Source organism: Rhizobium sp. NZLR10, from assembly GCF_019685125.1.
Taxonomy (GTDB): Bacteria; Pseudomonadota; Alphaproteobacteria; order Rhizobiales; family Rhizobiaceae; genus Rhizobium.
This window is the reverse complement of record NZ_JABDWE010000004.1, coordinates 19087-36272: the sequence shown is the minus strand read 5'-3', so window position 1 is coordinate 36272 and position 17186 is coordinate 19087. Positions and strand designations below refer to the sequence as shown.

Here is a 17186-nt window from a genome sequence, read left to right as displayed (position 1 = left end):
AGGATTGCCGGTGAGCGATACGACGAACCAGAGCAACGATACCCAGGCGCAGAAGGGGCCGATCATCCCGAAGTCGCCCAGCGAAGCCCTGCGTCCGGAGCGCGTTCCGGAGCCGCCGAAACGGTCCAAGAAAGCCCGCGGCCAGGTGGTTCTTTTCCTGAACTTCATCATGACGATGGCAGTTGTGGTCTGCGTTGTCGCCATCATCGCCTTCTACTACGCCACATCGACCTATCGGAACCCCGGTCCGCTGCAGACCAATACCAATTTCATTATCCGCAATGGCGCCGGTCTGGCCGAAATTGCGACGAACCTCGAACGCAACGCGATCATCGGCGATGCCCGCATCTTCCGTTATCTCACGGCAACGCATCTTTCTGCCGGCGAGAGCCTGAAGGCCGGTGAATATGAGATCAAGGCCAGAGCCTCCATGAGCGATATCATGGAGCTTCTGAAATCGGGCAAATCCATTCTCTATTCTGTTTCCTTCCCCGAAGGCCTGACGGTCCGCCAGATGTTCAACCGCATGCTGGAGGATCGGGTGCTGGAAGGCGACCTGCCGGCCGCCCTTCCGGCCGAGGGCAGCCTTCGCCCGGATACCTACAAGTTCTCGCGCGGCACCAAGCGCTCGGAAATCATCGAGCAGATGGAGGCGGCACAGCAGAAAATCGTCGATCAGATCTGGGACAAGCGCGACTCTTCGCTGCCGCTGCGGTCCAAGGAAGAACTCGTGACGCTCGCCTCGATCGTCGAAAAGGAAACCGGCGTTGCCGACGAACGTGCCCATGTCGCCTCGGTTTTCCTGAACCGCCTCGGCAAGGGCATGCGCCTGCAGTCCGACCCTACGATCATCTACGGTCTCTTCGGCGGCGACGGCAAACCGGCCGACCGGCCGATCTACCAGTCGGACCTGAAGCGGGACACGCCATTCAACACCTATGTCATCAAGGGTCTGCCGCCGACGCCGATCGCCAATCCCGGTAAGGATGCGCTGGAAGCCGTCGCCAATCCCTGGAAGACCCAGGATCTCTACTTTGTCGCCGACGGCACCGGCGGCCATGTTTTCGCTGCTACGCTCGAGGAGCACAACGCCAACGTCAAGCACTGGCGCAAGCTCGAAGCCGACAAGGGCTCGGATCCGAGCATCGCCGTCGACGGCCAGCCGGAAGAACAGCCGGCGGATGACGGCGCGACCGTCGTGCCGCCGAAGAAAAAGAAGATTAACTGATAGTTTCTGGAGGCTCGGATGGCTTTGCAGTCCATGACCGGTTTTGCGCGGCGCGAGGGAACGAGCGGCCGCTGGCGCTGGGCATGGGAACTGCGCTCGGTCAACGGCAAGGGCCTCGATCTGCGGCTGCGCCTGCCACCCGGCCTCGAACGTATGGAGGCAGACGTCCGCCGCCTCGCCGGCGAAAGCTTCAGCCGCGGCAACCTGCAGGCATCGCTGTCCGTCACCGCCGACGAGAACCGCTTCGATGCAGTGCTGAACAAGCAAGCGCTTGCCGCCGTGCTTGCCATGCGCGAACAATTGGACGGGATAATTGATCCGGCGCCGCTGAAGCTCGATACGCTGCTTCTGGTGCGCGGCATCGTTGAATTCCGGGAAAGCGAGGATGGCGAGGAAGCGCTTGCCGCCCGTGATGCCGATATCGCAGCCGGCCTGTTGGCCGCGCTTTCAGATCTGAGAGCCATGCGAGAGCAGGAAGGGGCGGCGCTGACCCGCATTCTCCTCGACCATGTCACGACAATCGACGGTCTGACGCGCACGATCGCGGCCGATCCCTCACGCTCGCTGCAGGAGATCGCCGCACGGCTTGCCGCGCAAGTCGCCTTGTTGATGGACGGCATGGCCGCGCTCGACCGCGACAGGCTGCATGCCGAAGCCGCATTGCTGGCGACCAAGGCGGATCTGCGCGAGGAAATCGATCGTCTGAAGGCGCACGTCGCCGCAGCGCGCGATCTCCTGGTGAAAGATGGCCCTGCCGGGCGCCGGCTCGATTTCCTTGCACAGGAATTTAACCGCGAATCGAATACCATCTGCTCGAAGTCGAATGCCTCGGCGGTTACCGCCGCCGGCATCGAGCTGAAAGTTGTGATCGACCAGTTCCGCGAGCAGGTCCAGAATTTGGAGTAGGACATGAAACCGGCGAAACCCTCGCCCGTCCAGATCGCCCGCCGCGGTCTGATGCTTGTCATCTCGTCGCCGTCGGGCGCCGGCAAGTCCACCATCGCGCGTACGCTGCTGGAGCAGGACAGGCAAATAGGCCTCTCCGTCAGCGTCACCACGCGCCAGCGCCGCCCGAGCGAAGTCGAGGATGTGCATTACCACTTCAAGAGTGTGCGCGAGTTCGAGCGGCTGCGCGATAGCGACGCGCTGCTCGAATGGGCCGAGGTGCACGGCAATTTCTACGGCACGCCGCGTGAGCCGGTCGAGCAGGCGATGGCAGAAGGCCGTGACATGCTCTTCGATATCGACTGGCAGGGCGCCCAGCAACTGCAGGAGAAGATGTCGGCCGACGTCGTCTCGATCTTCGTGCTGCCGCCGACCATGACCGAGCTCCAGTCGCGCCTGCACCGCCGCGCCGAGGATTCCGAGGAGGTCATTCAGACGCGCCTCGCCAACAGCCGCGCCGAGATCGCCCACTGGCGCGAATACGACTACGTCATCATAAACGACGATCTTAATGCCGCGTTCGACGCCGTCCAGTCGATCGTCAAAGCCGAACGCCTGCGCCGCGACCGCCGCCATGGCATGTTCGACTTCGTCCGCGAGCTGCTGGAAGAGACGCCGTCGCTTTAGGGGTAGATCCTGAGAAGCTTGAGCGGTCCTAGCCGCTCTGGGTAAGAAACGTCAGATGCCAGCGACGGCCACCGCTAACGTTACGGCGACGGTTTCACTGAGCCTGTTGCTATAGCTGCAGCTGCGCTTAGAGAAGCATGGACGCGCCGCGATCGAGATAGGTGTCTAGGAACTGCTCCAGACGCGGATTTCGCGGTTTCTTGAACACGTCTTGCGGCGCCCCTGTAAACAGTACCTTGCCATGGTCGAGGAAGATGATCTGCTGACCGACCGTCGCGGCGAAGCCGATCTCGTGTGAGACCACGACCATGGTCATGCCCTCGGCCGCCAGATCGCGCATGACATTCAGCACCTCGCCCGTTAGCTCCGGATCGAGCGAAGAGGTTGGTTCGTCAAACAGCATGATCTTAGGCTTGAGCGCCAATGCGCGGGCAATGGCGACACGCTGTTGCTGGCCGCCGGAAAGCTGCGAGGGATAGTGCCCGGCACGCGCTTCCAGCCCGACTTTCACAAGCTGAGCCAACGCCAGATCCTCGGCCTGTTTGCGGCTCAGCCTGTGAACCATCTTTAGTGCCTCGCTGACATTGCCGAGCGCCGTCATGTGCGGCCAAAGATTAAACTGCTGGAAGACCATGCCGATCTGGGCGCGGATTGTTCGGTTCGTAGCCGCAGGAACGCGCTCCCGCACACCCTCGGCGTTCTCGCTGAAGCCAAGTACCTCGCCATTGATGGCAATCGTGCCGCGGGTTGCCTCTTCGAGAAAGGCCATGCAGCGTAAAAGCGTGCTCTTGCCGGAGCCGGAAGGGCCGATCAGGCAGGAGACTTGTCCCTGCGCTATCTCGAGGTCGATGCCTTGCAGGACAGTGGAATCCCCGAACTTCTTGACAAGATTGTTGACTGCGATTGCGGGAACGCTCATGCGTTGAAAAACCTGAATCTGGAAAGTTTCGTTTCGGCGAGATTGCCAAGCCGGCCGGTGAATTCGACCAGCACCCAATAAAAGAGCGCCAGCGCGGAAAGCGCTTCCACGAAGGCGTATTGCTGCGAGCCTATGGCGCTCAATGTCGCCGTCAGTTCCGGCACGGTAATGATCGACAGTACTGCCGTCTCCTTCATGAGGATCACCGCCATGTTCACCGACGGCGGCAGCACCAGCATGGTCATTTCCGGCAGCAGGATGCGCCTGACGATCTGCCCTTGCGTGAGGCCGACGCATTCACCGGCTTCGATGTGCCCCCTTGGGACTGCCCGAAAGCCGGAGCGGAAAATTTCGCTAAAATAGGCCGCACCATAGATCGAGATGCCGATCAGCCCGGCGGGTAGGGGATCGAGCGACAGACCGACGAAAGGACCGCCATAATAGACTAGGAATATCTGGATCAGGAAGGGTGTACCGCGCAGGACCGCGACAATAAGACCAAGCGCCTTATCGACTACCAGACCGCCATATTGCCTGGCGACAGCCAGCAGAAAGCCAAGGGCGGCGGCGGCAATCGTGCCGAAAACCCAAATCATGATCGTGACGCCCGCGCCGCTGACGATCGCAGGCCATTGCTCGATGAGGACGTTGATGTCGAAGCTCATCGGGGTGCTCCAGGAAGAGAGCGTTCGATCAGGCCGCCGGCCAATGCGACGATCCAGTTGATCACCAGATAGATCAAGCCGGCTGACGCGAAGAGCTGCAGGGGCAGAAAGGTGCTGCCGGCGAGATCCTGCGCCATGCGCGTCAATTCGACAATGCCGACAACGGAGACGAGAGACGACGCCTTGAGAATGAGGATCGCTTCGTTGACGAGGGCAGGCAATGTCAGGCGAAGGGCGGTCGGAACCTTGATGCGGCGAAAGATCTGACCGGGCGTCAAGCCGACCATTTCAGCGGATTCGACCAGCCCGACGGGAACACTGGCAAAGCCGCCCCGCAGGTTCTCCGCTTGATAAGCGGCGGTACAGAGCGACAGGCCAATGACCGCCGCCACAACGCTTGGCACATTGATGCCAATAACTGGCAGAAGATTGTAAATCAGCAGCAATTGCACGAGCAGCGGCACACCGCGAAAAAAGCTGATAAAAATCCGGGCAGGCAGCACCAGATGGCGCCGCAGCGAAAGCAGCATGCCCGACAGCAGGATCGCGATGGCGAAACCGATCAGGATTGATACGACGCTGATCGTGACCGTATAGATCGAAGCCTGCAGCAGCAATTCGAAGAGTTTGAAGGACATGAGGGTTGGATGTCGTCCCCTTGGCGGTCATGAAACCGGATATGCTTCCAATCATGCCCCGGCACATCCGGGGCATGATTGGTGATGACGATCAATCGATCAGAATGCTGGGTCCTTGACCGAATCCGGGGTGTCGAAGGTCGCGCCGAACCACTTCTTCTGCAGCGCGGCCATTCTGCCGTCCGCCTTTATCTTCAGCATCGCGGCATCGATCGCATCCATTAGCGGCGTGTGATCGGTATCCTTCAGGCCGATAAAGCCGAAATAGGATTTTTTGCCGAAGGGCGGCAGCACGACTTCGAAGACACCCTCACGCTGCTTGGCGACGAATGCGATGTTCGGCAGAGAGTTTGCCACGCCGGCGATGCGACCGGCGGCAAGATCGGCATAGGATTCGGTAAAGGCCGGATATTCACGAATGTCCGCTTTCGTCGGCAATGTCTCGGAGAATTCCTTGAGCTGATCGAGCTGCGAGGTTGCCTTGCCGACGCCGATCTTCTTGCCAGCGATGTCTTCCGGCTTGCTGATGGTTTGATCGCCCGCCTTTTTGAGAATGGCTATGGTCGCTTCGGCCAGCGGCGGCGTAAAGCGATAGCGCTCCATGCGTTTCTTGGTAATCGTCGCCGGGCCGGCCACCACGTCGAATTTTCCGGCTTCCAAAGCAGGGAAAACGCCGTCCCAGGGCAACGTCACCCACTCGATCTTCACACCGAGCTCCTTGCCGATCTCGTCGAAAAGATCGACGTTCAATCCGACATGCTCACCAGCGTCGATGAAGTCAAAGGGTGCGAAGGCCGTCTCGGTGCCGACCTTCAGGGTGCCGGCGGCCTTGACCGTCGCCAGCGTATCTGCAGCGTGCGCGGAAAGTGTCGCCCCGAGCAGGAACGCGGCGCTCATCAACCCTTTGAGCAATGAATTCTTCTTCATGATCTTCTCTCCAGTTTTGCCCTTCCAGCGGAAGAGTCCAGGTTCCCCAGCGTTTCCCGCCGAACGAGCTTCTCTGGCCCGCTTTTGTCTATACAAATAGATATAGCTCGGCATACAGTGTCAATGTAAAAGTCTTGAAAAGCAAAAAACGTGCCGGACCTTTGGCCGAAGCCGCCTCGCATTGAGGCCAGGATCTGAACGCCGTCGCGGGATCGAGGTGAGTGTTGGTCTCAATTCATCATAGAATCTTCGGAGACATCGAGGCGAAGATCATGAATGGCGACTGGAAACCTGGCCAGCGTATCCCGATCGAGCATGAACTCGCCGACCAATACCAATGCTCGCGGATGACCGTGAACAAGGCGCTGTCGGCGCTCGCCGAGCGCGGCATGATCGTCCGGCGGCGCAAGACAGGCTCCTTTGTCGCCTCGCGGCAGATCGATCGCACGGTCATGGATATTCAGGATATCAGTACCGAGGCGGAGCTTGCCGGACACGAGCACGACCACCGCATACTGAAGCGGCAGATAGAGAAACTGGATACGTCAGGGGCCGTCTTATTGGGTGAAAGTCCGGGTGCGGAGGTTCTCAAGCTGCAATGTCTGCACCTCGTCGACGGCAAGCCGAACGCAATCGAGCGACGCATCATCATGCTTGATGCCGTACCGCTTGCCAGGAATGAAAACTTCGCATCCGTTCCGCCGGCCAAATGGTTGCTGGAGCAGGTGCCGTGGTCGAAGGCAAGGCACATCATTCGCGCCGTTTCCGCAGATCCGGCCACCGCCAGGCTGCTCGAGACCGAGCGTGGTGACGCCTGCCTGACGCTCATTCGCCAGACATGGCAAAATGGCCGGACCGTCACCTATGTCGAAATCACCCATCCCGGCGACCGCTTTCAATTCGCCGGTGACTTTCAGCCAACCGAGCAGGAAATGTCCGACTATTCGTCCCGGAGAAACGCAACGTGAGTGCGCCGCGCCGCTTCAAAGCCATTCCGCTTAAAGGCTTGCAGGCCTTCGAAGCCGTCGGCCGCTGCGGCAGCGTGACGGCCGCTGCCCTGGAATTGAACGTTTCGCCCGGCGCGATCAGCCAGCAGGTGCGCAAGATCGAAAGCTTTCTGGGCGTGACGCTTCTGGAGCGCAACGGCCGCACCACGGAGCTGACCCTCTGGGGCAGGCTTTATCATCAGGAGATATCCAAAGGCTTCGAGCAATTCGCGATTGCCGAACGCATGCTGGAGCGGGCACGCAATGAAAATGCCCTCGTCCTGAGTGCCTTGTCTTCCGTCGTCAATAAGTGGATCGGTCGGCTTATCTTCGGCTGGCAGGCGCTTCATCCGGATGCCCATGTCCGGATCATCGGTCGCGACAGTGAGCCACGTATGGGCTTCGACGAAATCGACTTTCGCATCAGCTACGGATCGAACGTGCTGCAGCACGAGCATTACAGTGAACTATTCCGCGACTGGGTCGTGCCCGCCTGCTCGCCGGCGCTCATTCAAGAGCGTAAGCCGTCGGCATTTGAACTTTTCGACTATCCGCTATTGCATGTCGAATGGGAAAGGCACTTCACCCCGTACCCCAGTTGGGTCGACTTCGCCGCGAAAGTGGGCGCGACTCTCAGGGAAACGACGCCTGGACTGTCCTTCACCTTATCAAGTAGCGCGATCGACGCTGCCGTCAAAAAACGTGGCATCGTCCTCGCGCAAATGTCGATGATCGCCGATGAGCTGGAAGCTCAGGCGCTGGTCATCCCCCTCGATATCCGGATCCCGCTTCGCGAAAGCTATTTCCTGGCCTGGGATAGGTCAGCGCTGCAGAAATCCCATGGTGCCGCCTTCCGCGATTGGCTGATGACGATTTCGCGGCAGCAGGCGCGGATTTCCGCCCCGCAATGAAAATCTTGCCAATCTTTTAGAAAAACTAAAATGAAAGATAGTTCAGCACTATTGCTCGAAAAATCGGCGCGGCGATAATTTGCACAATCATCAATCTTGGAGGCTGGAATTTTATGGCGCGTAAGATGAAGCTCGGCACCTTTGTCTACACGTTCGGCTTCCATCCGGCATCGTGGCTTCATCCTGCCAGCGATATCAACGGCGCCAACGACTTTGCCCATCTTCTTGAGGTTGCCAAACGGTCGGAGGCGGCAAAGTTCGACTTCATGTTCATGGCGGATTCACCCGCCGCAGCCGTCGGCGATCCTGATGCTCTCGCCCGTATTCCCACTAAGATGAACCGCTTCGAGCCGCTTTCACTGCTATCGGCGCTTTCGGTCACCACACGGAACCTTGGTCTGGTCGCAACCGTGTCGACGAGCTACTACGAGCCTTATAACGTCGCGCGCCTCTTCGCCTCGATAGATCATCTGAGCGGCGGCCGCGCCTGTTGGAATGTCGTCACCTCCGACCATGACGAGACCGGCTACAATTTCAATCGCGAGGGCCTGGATCCGCATGCCTTGCGCTATGAGCGAGGCAACGAATTCGTCGATGTCGTCTTCGGCCTGTGGGATAGTTTTGAGGACGGCGCCCTACTTCTCGACCGCAAGAACGGGGTCTATTACGACAAGACTAAGCATCATACGCTGAACCACAAGGGTAAGCATTTCCAAGTGCGCGGTCCCCTCAATATCGCCCGGACACCCCAGGGCCGCCCGGTTATCGCGCAGGCCGGTGGCTCCGAACCCGGCATGGAAATGGCGGCGCGCACGGCGGAGATCGTCTTCAGCCTCGCGTCCAACATCGACCGCAACCGGGCCTTCTATGAAAATGTGAAAAAACGTATGCCGGCCTACGGACGCGACCCGAATGATCTCAAGATCATGCCGGGCGTCGTCATCAATGTCGGTGAGACCAGAGCCGAAGCGCAGGCGAAGGTCGATTATCTGATCGACAAGATGCATCCCGATGTTGGTCGCCTGATGCTTTCGGAATTCCTGGAGGCGGATCTGCGCGGCGTGCCTCTCAACAAGCCTTTTCCGATGGACCGGCTGCCGGACGCGCCGAAGGGCTCGCGGGCGCTCTTCGACGAACTGGTCGACTTCGTCAAGAACGGCCGCACCGTAGGAGAACTCATCCGCCATTATGCGGAAAAGCATACGGGCAACGGCATGACCGGCACGCCGGCCGAAATCGCTGACTTCATGGAGGAATGGTTCGAGACGCGCGCCGCCGACGGCTTCATCCTGATGTTCCCGACCTTGCCGGCAAGCCTCGACGATTTCGTGACGCTTGTCTTGCCGGAACTGCGTCGCCGCGGATTGTTCCGCGAGGAATATGAAGGTTCGACACTTCGCGAGAATCTCGGGCTCTCCATGCCCGCAAATCGGTTCGCGACCCCCGCCTGATCAGCGCAGGCGTTCACCGAGCAGGCCGATCGAAGCCGTATCGGCGTTGGCAAAGGCCAGGCGCAGATATCGCTCCTGCCCTTCGCCGAAATAGGCGCCGGGGATCGAAATGATACCTGCCTGTTTTGCAAGCCGCTCGGCGACCACCGTGGATGGCTGATCGGCGAACGGATGGCGGATGAAAGCAAAATAGGCGCCGATCGCGGCGATATCCCAGCCGGGCAACTCAGCGATCACCGCCTTCAACGCATCCGCCCGCCTGGCGATTTCCAGCCGGTTGTCGGCCCGCCAGGTGGCCAGCACCGGCAAGGCCTCGGCGACGGCATGCTGCGCTGAGCGCGGCGCGCAGATCTGCATATTGTCCATGACCTTGGTGATCTCGGCGAGCAGCTTCGGTCCCGCCGTAATTGCGCCGAGCCTGTGGCCGGGAATGCAGAAGGACTTCGAGAAGCTGTAAAGGAGAACGAGCGTTTCCTTCCATCCGGGCTCGGAGAGCAGCGCGTGCGGAGGCCCGTAACCCGCCGCCAGGAAATCGCGATAGGTCTCGTCCAGGATCAGCCAGGCGCCGTGTTTCCGGCACAACAGGAACAGATCATGCAACAATGCCGGCGGATAGACTGCGCCGCTCGGATTGTTGGGCGTGACGATCGCCAGGGCGCGCGCTCCGGCAGCCAGCGCTTGTTCGGCGGATGCGAGATCGGGAAGAAATCCATTGGCCGCATCACATGCGACCAACGCACGCTTGATCCCGAGCATTGCCAGTGTCGTATCGTGATTGAAATAGAAGGGATTGGTCAGTGCTACGGTTTCGCCGGCGCCTGCAAGTGCGATGGCCGCGCACATGAAGGCTTGATTGCAGCCGGAGGTGATATGGACATTCTCAGCACCGACGGGCGCACCGTAAAGCCCGCTCACATGTCGCGCATAGGCCGTCCGCAAGACCGCCTCTCCCTCGATCGGTCCGTAGCCGGTCATGGCCTGCGATGCGGCGGCCTCGCCGAGCAGTCGCAGCATCTCCGGATGCGCCGGATAGCCCGGCACTGCTTGCGAGAGATCGATGAGCGCGCCCTTTCCACCGGTATATTCGCGGCTCCAGGCGATGACAGAGGGAATTGGTGGGGGTGAAAGACGAGCAACGAGCGAATTGGCGGCAGCGATAGGCATATCGATTATCCTTTTGAAATCGATTGCTACACCGATATCGATCGCCTTCTCAACCGCTTTGTCGAAGACCATAAGACAGGCGCTCACAAGCCCGCCGCTCATTCCATTTCCACCCGATGTTGCCCCGCGCTATTTCACCGAGGGGCTGAAAACCATCAGGCTCAGGATTTCGAACAGCGTCTGCGCGCCCGCGTGGGCCGTGTTGGTCGTCGCATCATATTGCGGCGCCACCTCGACCACATCGCCGCCGACCAGATTGATGCCTTTCAGGCCGCGGATGAGCTCCAGCACCTCCCGGGTGGTCAGACCGCCGACCTCCGGCGTTCCGGTGCCAGGCGCAAAACTCGGATCGAGGCTGTCAATATCGAAGGAAAGATAGGTCGGGCCGTCGCCGACGATCTGTCTGGCCTTCTCGACGATGGCCGGGATGCCGAGGCCGGTCACCTGTTCTGCATGAATGACCGTCATGCCGGATTCATAGGAGAATTCCCAAAGATATTCCGCCGATCCCCTAATCCCGATCTGGATCGTCCGCGTCGGGTCGAGCACGCCGTCGAGGACGGCATTTCGGAACGGACCGCCATGATGGAACTTCGTCTGGTCGAAGGAGCCGCCGGTATCGCAATGGGCGTCGATATGAATAAGACCGACCGGCGCCTTCTTGCCGACGGCCTTCAGGATCGGATGCGTGATCGAGTGATCGCCGCCGACGGACAGCGGCAGCACGCCGGCATCGACGATCTGGTTGATGCGCTTTTCTATATCGTCTTGGCTGAGTTCGAGACGATAGCGGCTCTGGAACGGAACATCGCCGATATCGGCGACGTTGAGATCGAAAACGGGCGCGCAGCCGAGAACGTGATTATAGGGACCGATGCGCTCGATAGCGCGCAGCGCGCGCGGTCCAAAGCGGGAACCGGGCCGATTGGTCACGCCGAGATCCATCGGCACGCCCAGGATCGCGACCTGCAGATTGCCAAACTCCGGATTTTCCGCATAGGCCGGCATATGGGGTGCCGACAGGAAGGTCGGGATGCCGGCATATGGCGCAAGCCGGGTGCCGCTCTTCGAGAAGATCTTATCCGCCACGTTACGGAAATTGGCATCGAAAAATTCTCCGCCGTGGCTTTCGCCATACTTCTTGCGCAGAGCGATTAATTTTTCCTCATTGAATGTCATCGATTACCTCGGTCAATTGATCGCTGTCTCTTGGTATCTGGGCATTGGCATTTGATCAAAGTTCAATCCGGCCTACAGCTCGGAACCCTTGTACGTGGATCTCACTTGACGCTCCGCCGTTACAGAGGGTGATTAGCTCGTCACCAACCAGCTCAAAGGCAAAACCGACGCCTGTTGTTCGCTGTGCTCGCACAGGTCATGGGTCGCAACCAAGGGCGTGTCATGGATGCTCACGCGTCTCCCGACGTTTAGAAAATCTAAAAATGAACGCATTTGTTGCCGCCTTGTTGCCTTGGCAGGCGCAGCCTATTGAATGTCATGGGAGCTGCCGAAGACGATCAGCAACCCAAAGTCTCTGAAAGGTGATTGCATGCCTCGGCAGGACAAACCGAAACTTGGCACCTTCGTTTATCATCCGGCTTCATGGCTGCATCCGCAAAGCAATGTCAACGGTGCAAATGATTTCAATTACTTGCTGAATGTCGCGGATGTCGGCCGCCGGATGCTGTCTGAATTCCTTGAGGCTAATCTCGGGGCTTGTTCAGAGAGGAGTATAAAGGAAAGACGCTGCAGGAGAACCTGGGTCTCTCTATGCCGGTCAACCGCTACGCCGCCGCACGCAAATCCGTCTGAGCCAGGAGCGATGTCTCGGAGGCTCCGGTCGGGGCTTCCCGAAAGCCTATCGAGGATCCCCGATGACAGTTTCAATAACGCTTCCCGAGATCCCTGCCGAGTTGCAGTTGGTCGACAAGGACCTTTTCAAGGCATCGATGCGCCATCTCGCCGGCGCCGTTAGCGTCATCACCGTGGGTATTGGTGATGACCGGACCGGTTTTACGGCGACATCGGTGTCATCGTTGTCGGCCGACGTCCCCTCCGTCATCGTCAGCGTCAATCGCGGATCGTCCTCGTGGCCGGCGCTGCAGCGCCACAGACACTTCTGCGTCAACGTGCTTGCGCATGATCAGCAGAGCGTGGCGCAATCATTTTCCGGTTACGGGGGAAGAAGCGGCGTTCGCCGCTACGAGGGTGCCGCGTGGTCGGCGATTAGCACCGGCGCGCCGATGCTCGACGGCGCGCTGACGGCTCTCGATTGCGAATTGGACGAAGCCATCCCCATGCATTCCCACGCCATATTGATTGGAAGGGTGAGGGCGATCACGCTGCGGAGAGGGGCTGAGCCGCTTCTTTACTGGAACGGCGCCTTTCGCCATCTCGCGGGCGTTGCCCCGGCCTCCTGAACCAAGACTGCCCGCAGCAATCCCGCTCCCCTGGTAACCCGTTCCATGGAAATTCGAAAGCGCTCGATCGATGTCAGTCAATGAATCCGCAAGGCCAGGGATCGTCCCTAATCCGCATATATCGGCCTTGCCGATTTACAATGCGGGCATGAATATCAGGCTTGCGCGTCAGTTGAGCGGCCATGACGACATCGCGGCACTCGCCAGCAATGAAAATCCGAACGGCTGCTCGCCGAAGGTGATGGAAGCAATGGCATCGTCGGCCTTCAACCCGTCGCGCTATTCGGATCCAGCCTGCACAGAACTGAGAAACGCCCTGTCACGCCTGCTTGACCTGCCGCCCGGCCAAATCGTCGTCGGCAATGGCTCGGAGGAGATGGTCGCCGCCATCTCCCGTGCCTTCCTCGTCCAGGGCTCATCGGCATTGACCGTGACGCCGAGCTTCGGCTTGCACGAGATCGAGCCGCTTGCGGCGGGAGCACGGGTCACCAAGGTGCCGATGACATCGGATATGGGCTTCGACATCCCGGCTCTGGAAGCGGCGCTTGCAACCGGCCCGGCGCTTTTCTTCCTTCCCTCTCCGTCGAACCCGGTCGGTGCGGCGCTGACCCGCAGCGAGCTTGACAGACTGGTGGCCGCCACGCGGCCGCAAACGCTCTTCGTGCTGGACGAAGCCTATTTCGAATATATGGAAGAAGGGCAGGCGGACGGGATGGCGCTGGTTCGCAGCGGCAATTTCCCTTCGATCGTGCTGCGAACTTTCTCTAAGGCCTATGGACTTGCAGGCCTCAGAGTGGGCTATGCGACCTGTTCCAACCCCGAGATCGCCCGTATCGTTGCCGCTGCAAAGCCGCCGTTCAACGTGAACGCTGCAGCCCAGGTCGCGGCAGTCGCCGCGCTTGCCGATCAACAATGGATGAAGCAATCCGTCGAGCGCACAAAAACCGAGCGAGCACGGTTGGCGCGAGGTCTGGACGAGCTCGGCGTCTTCACCGCGTCTTCCCAGACTAATTTTCTTTTCTTCCGGACCACCCTTCCGAGCGAGCATGCCGCCAAGGCGCTGCTCGCAGACGGGATCATCGTAAAGCCGTGGCGCGAGGCGGGCTACGAAAATTGGGTGCGCGTCACCATCGGGACGCCCAAGCAGAATGATCGCGTTCTCGCTTCGCTAAACCATATTCTCAATGGTGCATCGTGAATCAGTATCCGAAACTGAATTCGCCTCGAATTTCCTTGCCGAAATTGCGGCAGCCGTCGGCCACAGCCGGTTATTTGGCATTTTTTTGCCGTGGCTTCCAAGAGCCGTCCGAGGCCTAGGTGCCGACTTCGCGGCTTGCCTTCGTCATCACTAAGCTGTTTGCGAGAAGGCAGAATTCCTCGACGGACAGGGTCTCCGCCCGCCGGGCCGGATCGATGCCCGCCTTGACGAGCAGGCTCTCACCGCCGAGCGGTTTCAGGCTTTGACGCAGCATCTTGCGACGCTGGCCGAAGGCCGCCTGCGTCACCTTTTCCAGATTGCTGACAGCGCAGGGGATGGGGTTTTCGCGGGGTGTCAGATGGACGACCGTCGACGTTACCTTCGGTGGCGGCGTGAAGGCCTGCGGCGGCACGTCGAAGGCCATGCGTGCCTCCGTCCGCCAGCCGCAAAGCACGCCGAGGCGGCCATAATGGTCGTCGTCTTCGCAGGCGACGATCCGCTCGCCGACTTCCTTCTGAAACATCAGCGTCAGCGACTGCCAGAATGGCGGCCAGGCTTTCGGCAGCAGCCAGTTGACCAAAAGCTGCGTGCCGACATTGTAGGGCAGGTTGGCAATGATCTTGATCGGGCCTTCCGGCGCCAAGGCCTCGAAATCGGTCTTCAGCGCATCGCCTTCGATCACCTCCAGCCGGCCCGGATAATGATCGGCGATCTCGGCGAGTGCCGGCAGGCAGCGTGTATCCCGCTCGATGGCGATAACCTTCCTGGCGCCGAGCGCCAGGATCGCCCGCGTCAGCCCGCCGGGACCGGGGCCGACCTCGAACACGGTCGCCTCTTCGAGAGCGCCCGCCGTCCGGGCGATCTTCTGCGTGAGGTTGAGGTCGAGCAGAAAGTTCTGCCCCAGCGCCTTGCGCGCGTCGAGGCCGTGACGCTGGATGACATCGCGAAGCGGCGGCAGGCCATCGAGTGCTGCCATCAGCGGCGGCTTTCCGCGCTGCGGCCGAGCTGGGCGGCAAGCTTCAGCGCCGCAACAAGGCTCTGCTCGCGCGCCAGTCCCTTGCCGGCAATGCCGAAAGCGGTGCCGTGATCCGGCGAGGTGCGCACGAAGGGAAGCCCGAGCGTCACGTTGACGCTGTCGTCGAAACCCAGCGCCTTGGCCGGAATCAGCGCCTGATCGTGATACATGCAGACGGCGACGTCATATCGCGCCCGCGCCTCGTCATGGAACATCGTATCGGCGGGAAGGGGGCCGATCGCATCGATGCCCTCGTCGCGCAGGCGCTCGATCGCCGGGCGAATGACATCCTCGTCCTCCTTGCCGATCGTCCCGCCTTCGCCCGCATGCGGGTTGAGGCCGGCAACCGCGAGCCGCGGCGCCTCGATGCCGAAGCGTTGCCTCAGGTCTTCATGAGCGATCCGGCAGGTTTCCACGATCAGTTCGCCGGTCAGTGCCTGCGGCACGTCCCGAACCGGGATGTGGATGGTGACGGGAATGGCCCTGAGCTTCGGTCCTGACAGCATCATCACGGGCGTCACCGGCCTGCCGGTTGCCCTGGCGGCGAGATCGGCGAGAAATTCGGTATGGCCGGGAAACCGGAAACCTGCCTCGTAGAGCACGGCTTTGGAAATCGGGTTGGTAACGACCGCGAGCGCCTCGCCGTCGATGACAAGCGAGACGGCTTTTTCGATTGCCGCGATCGTGCTCTTAGCCGTTGCCGCATGCGGCTCGCCGGCCACCACTTCGATACCGACAGGTACTGTCATGACGGGCAGCGCCTCGGCAAACATCCCGGCGGCCTCGCTGGCCTTATCCGCCTCGCCGATCGAAACCGAAAGGTTGAGCTGGCGGGCTCGCAACGCCAATACCTCGGGATCGCCGATCAGGAAGAAAGGCGGCAGCCCGAGTTCACGCCGCCGCAGCCAGGCCATCAGCGTAATATCCGGCCCGATGCCGGCGGGGTCGCCCTGGCTCAGCGCAAGCGGTCGCGAAAACGGTATCGTCATCGTCGGTCAGCGATAGGCGATCTGCGCCTTTTTGCGCAGTTCATCCAGATACTTCTTGCTGTTATCGTTTTCCGGGCTGGCGTCCTTGTCGGCCTTGGACTTGCCGAGATCTTCCTGACGGAACACCATTTCGGCCGCCTGGTCGTCGGAAACCTGGCGCTGGCTGCAGATTGCCAGATATTCGACGCCCTTGTCGGTGACGCGGGTCCCCGTCGTATTGCCTTTGGCCTGCTCGACCAGCGGCTTCCAATCCGGCGGGATCTCAGGGGCGAGCATGCGGCCGAGATCGCGCACGGAAACGTCGCGCATCGTTGCGGCAAAGACCTTCGCCTGATCGCAGCCCGGAAATTTCGAGCGCGACGCCTCGGCCTCACCCTTGCGCTTGCCGGTGATGGCATTGCGCTTGGCTTGCGGAACGACGAAGATGATCTGCTGCAGCATATATTCGGTGGTCACCGGCTTCTGCTTGTTGTTCTGCATCATGCGCGAGACGAGATCGTAGTTCGACAGCCGCGAGGTCGAACCGTATCGCGCGTTGACGACCCGCGGCCAGCTCATCTGCACGGCGATGAAACCCTTGAAATGGTCGACGCCAACGCCCGCGCGATCGAGGATCTGCGACATCTGCTCGACGGAAAGCTTGTTGCCGCTCGAAAAGCGGGCGAAAGACGCGTCGACGTCCTGTTGCGAAACCGACATATGGACTCGGGAAACTTCCTGGCGCTTGAGCGCCTCGTCGATCAATTGCTCCTCGGCAGCCTTGGCATCGGGTTTCGTATGCTGCAGGCGCATAAAGGCCTGGCGCTTGGCGACATCGCCGCTGGTGATGGCGGTACCGTTCACCACGGCCTTGACCTCACTTGCTGCAAGCGCTGGAGCGGCAACACCCGTCAGCAAGGCAATCGCTGCCCCGGCGAGGAACGTAGCTATAGCTTTTTTTGCGTCAATCATCTGTTGTTGACCTCCCAATAGCGCCGCGAGACGTTGTTCGCGGCGTTCTTACCATAGTGCGAGACACGCGGACATTCGCTTCCATCACGGCGCGAATCCCCTATGCCTCAGATATCGACTGGCGGCAATGTCCTGCACAGGCTTACGGCGAA

At 60.4% G+C, this 17186-nt stretch carries 17 protein-coding genes; 8 read left to right on the top strand and 9 right to left on the bottom strand.

The window, feature by feature from the left end; translation table 11 throughout:
* Positions 1 to 10: 10 nt before the first annotated feature.
* Genes mltG through gmk form a run of 3 tightly spaced genes read left to right on the top strand, consistent with a single transcriptional unit; the run spans position 11 to position 2800 of the window.
* Positions 11 to 1228, top strand: a complete 1218-nt coding sequence (gene mltG / locus HJB82_RS07740) for an endolytic transglycosylase MltG (protein WP_207583656.1) — start codon at positions 11 to 13, stop codon at positions 1226 to 1228.
* 18 nt (positions 1229 to 1246) lie between these two features.
* Positions 1247 to 2134, top strand: coding sequence for a YicC/YloC family endoribonuclease (locus HJB82_RS07735; RefSeq protein WP_221131494.1), 888 nt, complete (start codon positions 1247 to 1249; stop codon positions 2132 to 2134).
* 3 nt (positions 2135 to 2137) lie between these two features.
* A complete protein-coding gene (gene gmk, locus HJB82_RS07730) occupies positions 2138 to 2800 on the top strand; it encodes a guanylate kinase (protein ID WP_207583658.1) in 663 nt (220 codons plus the stop codon).
* 127 nt (positions 2801 to 2927) lie between these two features.
* Here gmk and HJB82_RS07725 read toward each other — a convergent pair whose 3' ends face one another.
* The 4 genes from HJB82_RS07725 to HJB82_RS07710 all read right to left on the bottom strand — a co-directional run bounded on the left by HJB82_RS07725 (position 2928) and on the right by HJB82_RS07710 (position 5949).
* Positions 2928 to 3719, bottom strand: coding sequence for an amino acid ABC transporter ATP-binding protein (locus HJB82_RS07725; RefSeq protein ID WP_207583659.1), 792 nt, complete (start codon positions 3717 to 3719; stop codon positions 2928 to 2930).
* A complete protein-coding gene (locus HJB82_RS07720) occupies positions 3716 to 4384 on the bottom strand; it encodes an amino acid ABC transporter permease (protein ID WP_207583660.1) in 669 nt (222 codons plus the stop codon). Before HJB82_RS07720 ends, HJB82_RS07725 begins: the two co-directional genes overlap by 4 nt.
* Positions 4381 to 5022, bottom strand: a complete 642-nt coding sequence (locus HJB82_RS07715) for an amino acid ABC transporter permease (protein WP_164008695.1) — start codon at positions 5020 to 5022, stop codon at positions 4381 to 4383. Before HJB82_RS07715 ends, HJB82_RS07720 begins: the two co-directional genes overlap by 4 nt.
* 99 nt (positions 5023 to 5121) lie before the next feature.
* A complete protein-coding gene (locus HJB82_RS07710; protein ID WP_207583661.1) occupies positions 5122 to 5949 on the bottom strand; it encodes a transporter substrate-binding domain-containing protein in 828 nt (275 codons plus the stop codon).
* Between the two features lie 224 nt (positions 5950 to 6173).
* Between HJB82_RS07710 and HJB82_RS07705 the strand changes: the two genes are divergently transcribed.
* From HJB82_RS07705 to HJB82_RS07695, 3 genes are all read left to right on the top strand, one after another.
* The gene (locus HJB82_RS07705; RefSeq protein ID WP_207584281.1) at positions 6174 to 6917 is read left to right on the top strand and encodes a UTRA domain-containing protein; all 744 of its coding nucleotides are present in this window, start codon (positions 6174 to 6176) and stop codon (positions 6915 to 6917) included.
* The gene (locus HJB82_RS07700; RefSeq protein WP_207583662.1) at positions 6914 to 7846 is read left to right on the top strand and encodes a LysR family transcriptional regulator; all 933 of its coding nucleotides are present in this window, start codon (positions 6914 to 6916) and stop codon (positions 7844 to 7846) included. The genes HJB82_RS07705 and HJB82_RS07700 overlap by 4 nt, the downstream gene beginning before the upstream one ends.
* Before the next feature lie 113 nt (positions 7847 to 7959).
* Positions 7960 to 9297 carry an LLM class flavin-dependent oxidoreductase gene (locus HJB82_RS07695; RefSeq protein ID WP_207583663.1) on the top strand — a complete coding sequence of 446 codons (1338 nt, stop codon included), beginning with the start codon at positions 7960 to 7962 and terminating at the stop codon, positions 9295 to 9297.
* Here HJB82_RS07695 and HJB82_RS07690 read toward each other — a convergent pair whose 3' ends face one another.
* Complete coding sequence (locus HJB82_RS07690; protein ID WP_207583664.1) at positions 9298 to 10461, bottom strand: aminotransferase; 1164 nt, start codon at positions 10459 to 10461, stop codon at positions 9298 to 9300. It lies immediately after the preceding gene.
* 129 nt (positions 10462 to 10590) lie between these two features.
* Positions 10591 to 11640, bottom strand: a complete 1050-nt coding sequence (gene speB / locus HJB82_RS07685; RefSeq protein WP_207583665.1) for an agmatinase — start codon at positions 11638 to 11640, stop codon at positions 10591 to 10593.
* Between the two features lie 695 nt (positions 11641 to 12335).
* On the opposite strand from speB, the gene HJB82_RS07680 reads away from it, so the two are divergent.
* The gene (locus HJB82_RS07680) at positions 12336 to 12881 is read left to right on the top strand and encodes a flavin reductase family protein (protein ID WP_207583666.1); all 546 of its coding nucleotides are present in this window, start codon (positions 12336 to 12338) and stop codon (positions 12879 to 12881) included.
* Between the two features lie 70 nt (positions 12882 to 12951).
* Positions 12952 to 14079: a histidinol-phosphate transaminase gene (gene hisC / locus HJB82_RS07675; protein ID WP_221115277.1), complete on the top strand. Its 1128-nt coding sequence runs from the start codon at positions 12952 to 12954 to the stop codon at positions 14077 to 14079.
* A 115-nt stretch (positions 14080 to 14194) separates the two neighbouring features.
* Here hisC and rsmA read toward each other — a convergent pair whose 3' ends face one another.
* From rsmA to HJB82_RS07660, 3 genes are read right to left on the bottom strand one after another with little or no spacing between them, the layout of a single operon-like run.
* On the bottom strand, positions 14195 to 15055 hold the full coding sequence (gene rsmA / locus HJB82_RS07670) for a 16S rRNA (adenine(1518)-N(6)/adenine(1519)-N(6))-dimethyltransferase RsmA (RefSeq protein ID WP_207583668.1): 861 nt from the start codon (positions 15053 to 15055) through the stop codon (positions 14195 to 14197).
* On the bottom strand, positions 15055 to 16083 hold the full coding sequence (gene pdxA, locus HJB82_RS07665) for a 4-hydroxythreonine-4-phosphate dehydrogenase PdxA (protein ID WP_207583669.1): 1029 nt from the start codon (positions 16081 to 16083) through the stop codon (positions 15055 to 15057). Before pdxA ends, rsmA begins: the two co-directional genes overlap by 1 nt.
* Positions 16084 to 16089: 6 nt before the next feature.
* A complete protein-coding gene (locus tag HJB82_RS07660) occupies positions 16090 to 17034 on the bottom strand; it encodes a peptidylprolyl isomerase (RefSeq protein ID WP_207583670.1) in 945 nt (314 codons plus the stop codon).
* Positions 17035 to 17186 lie beyond the last annotated feature (152 nt).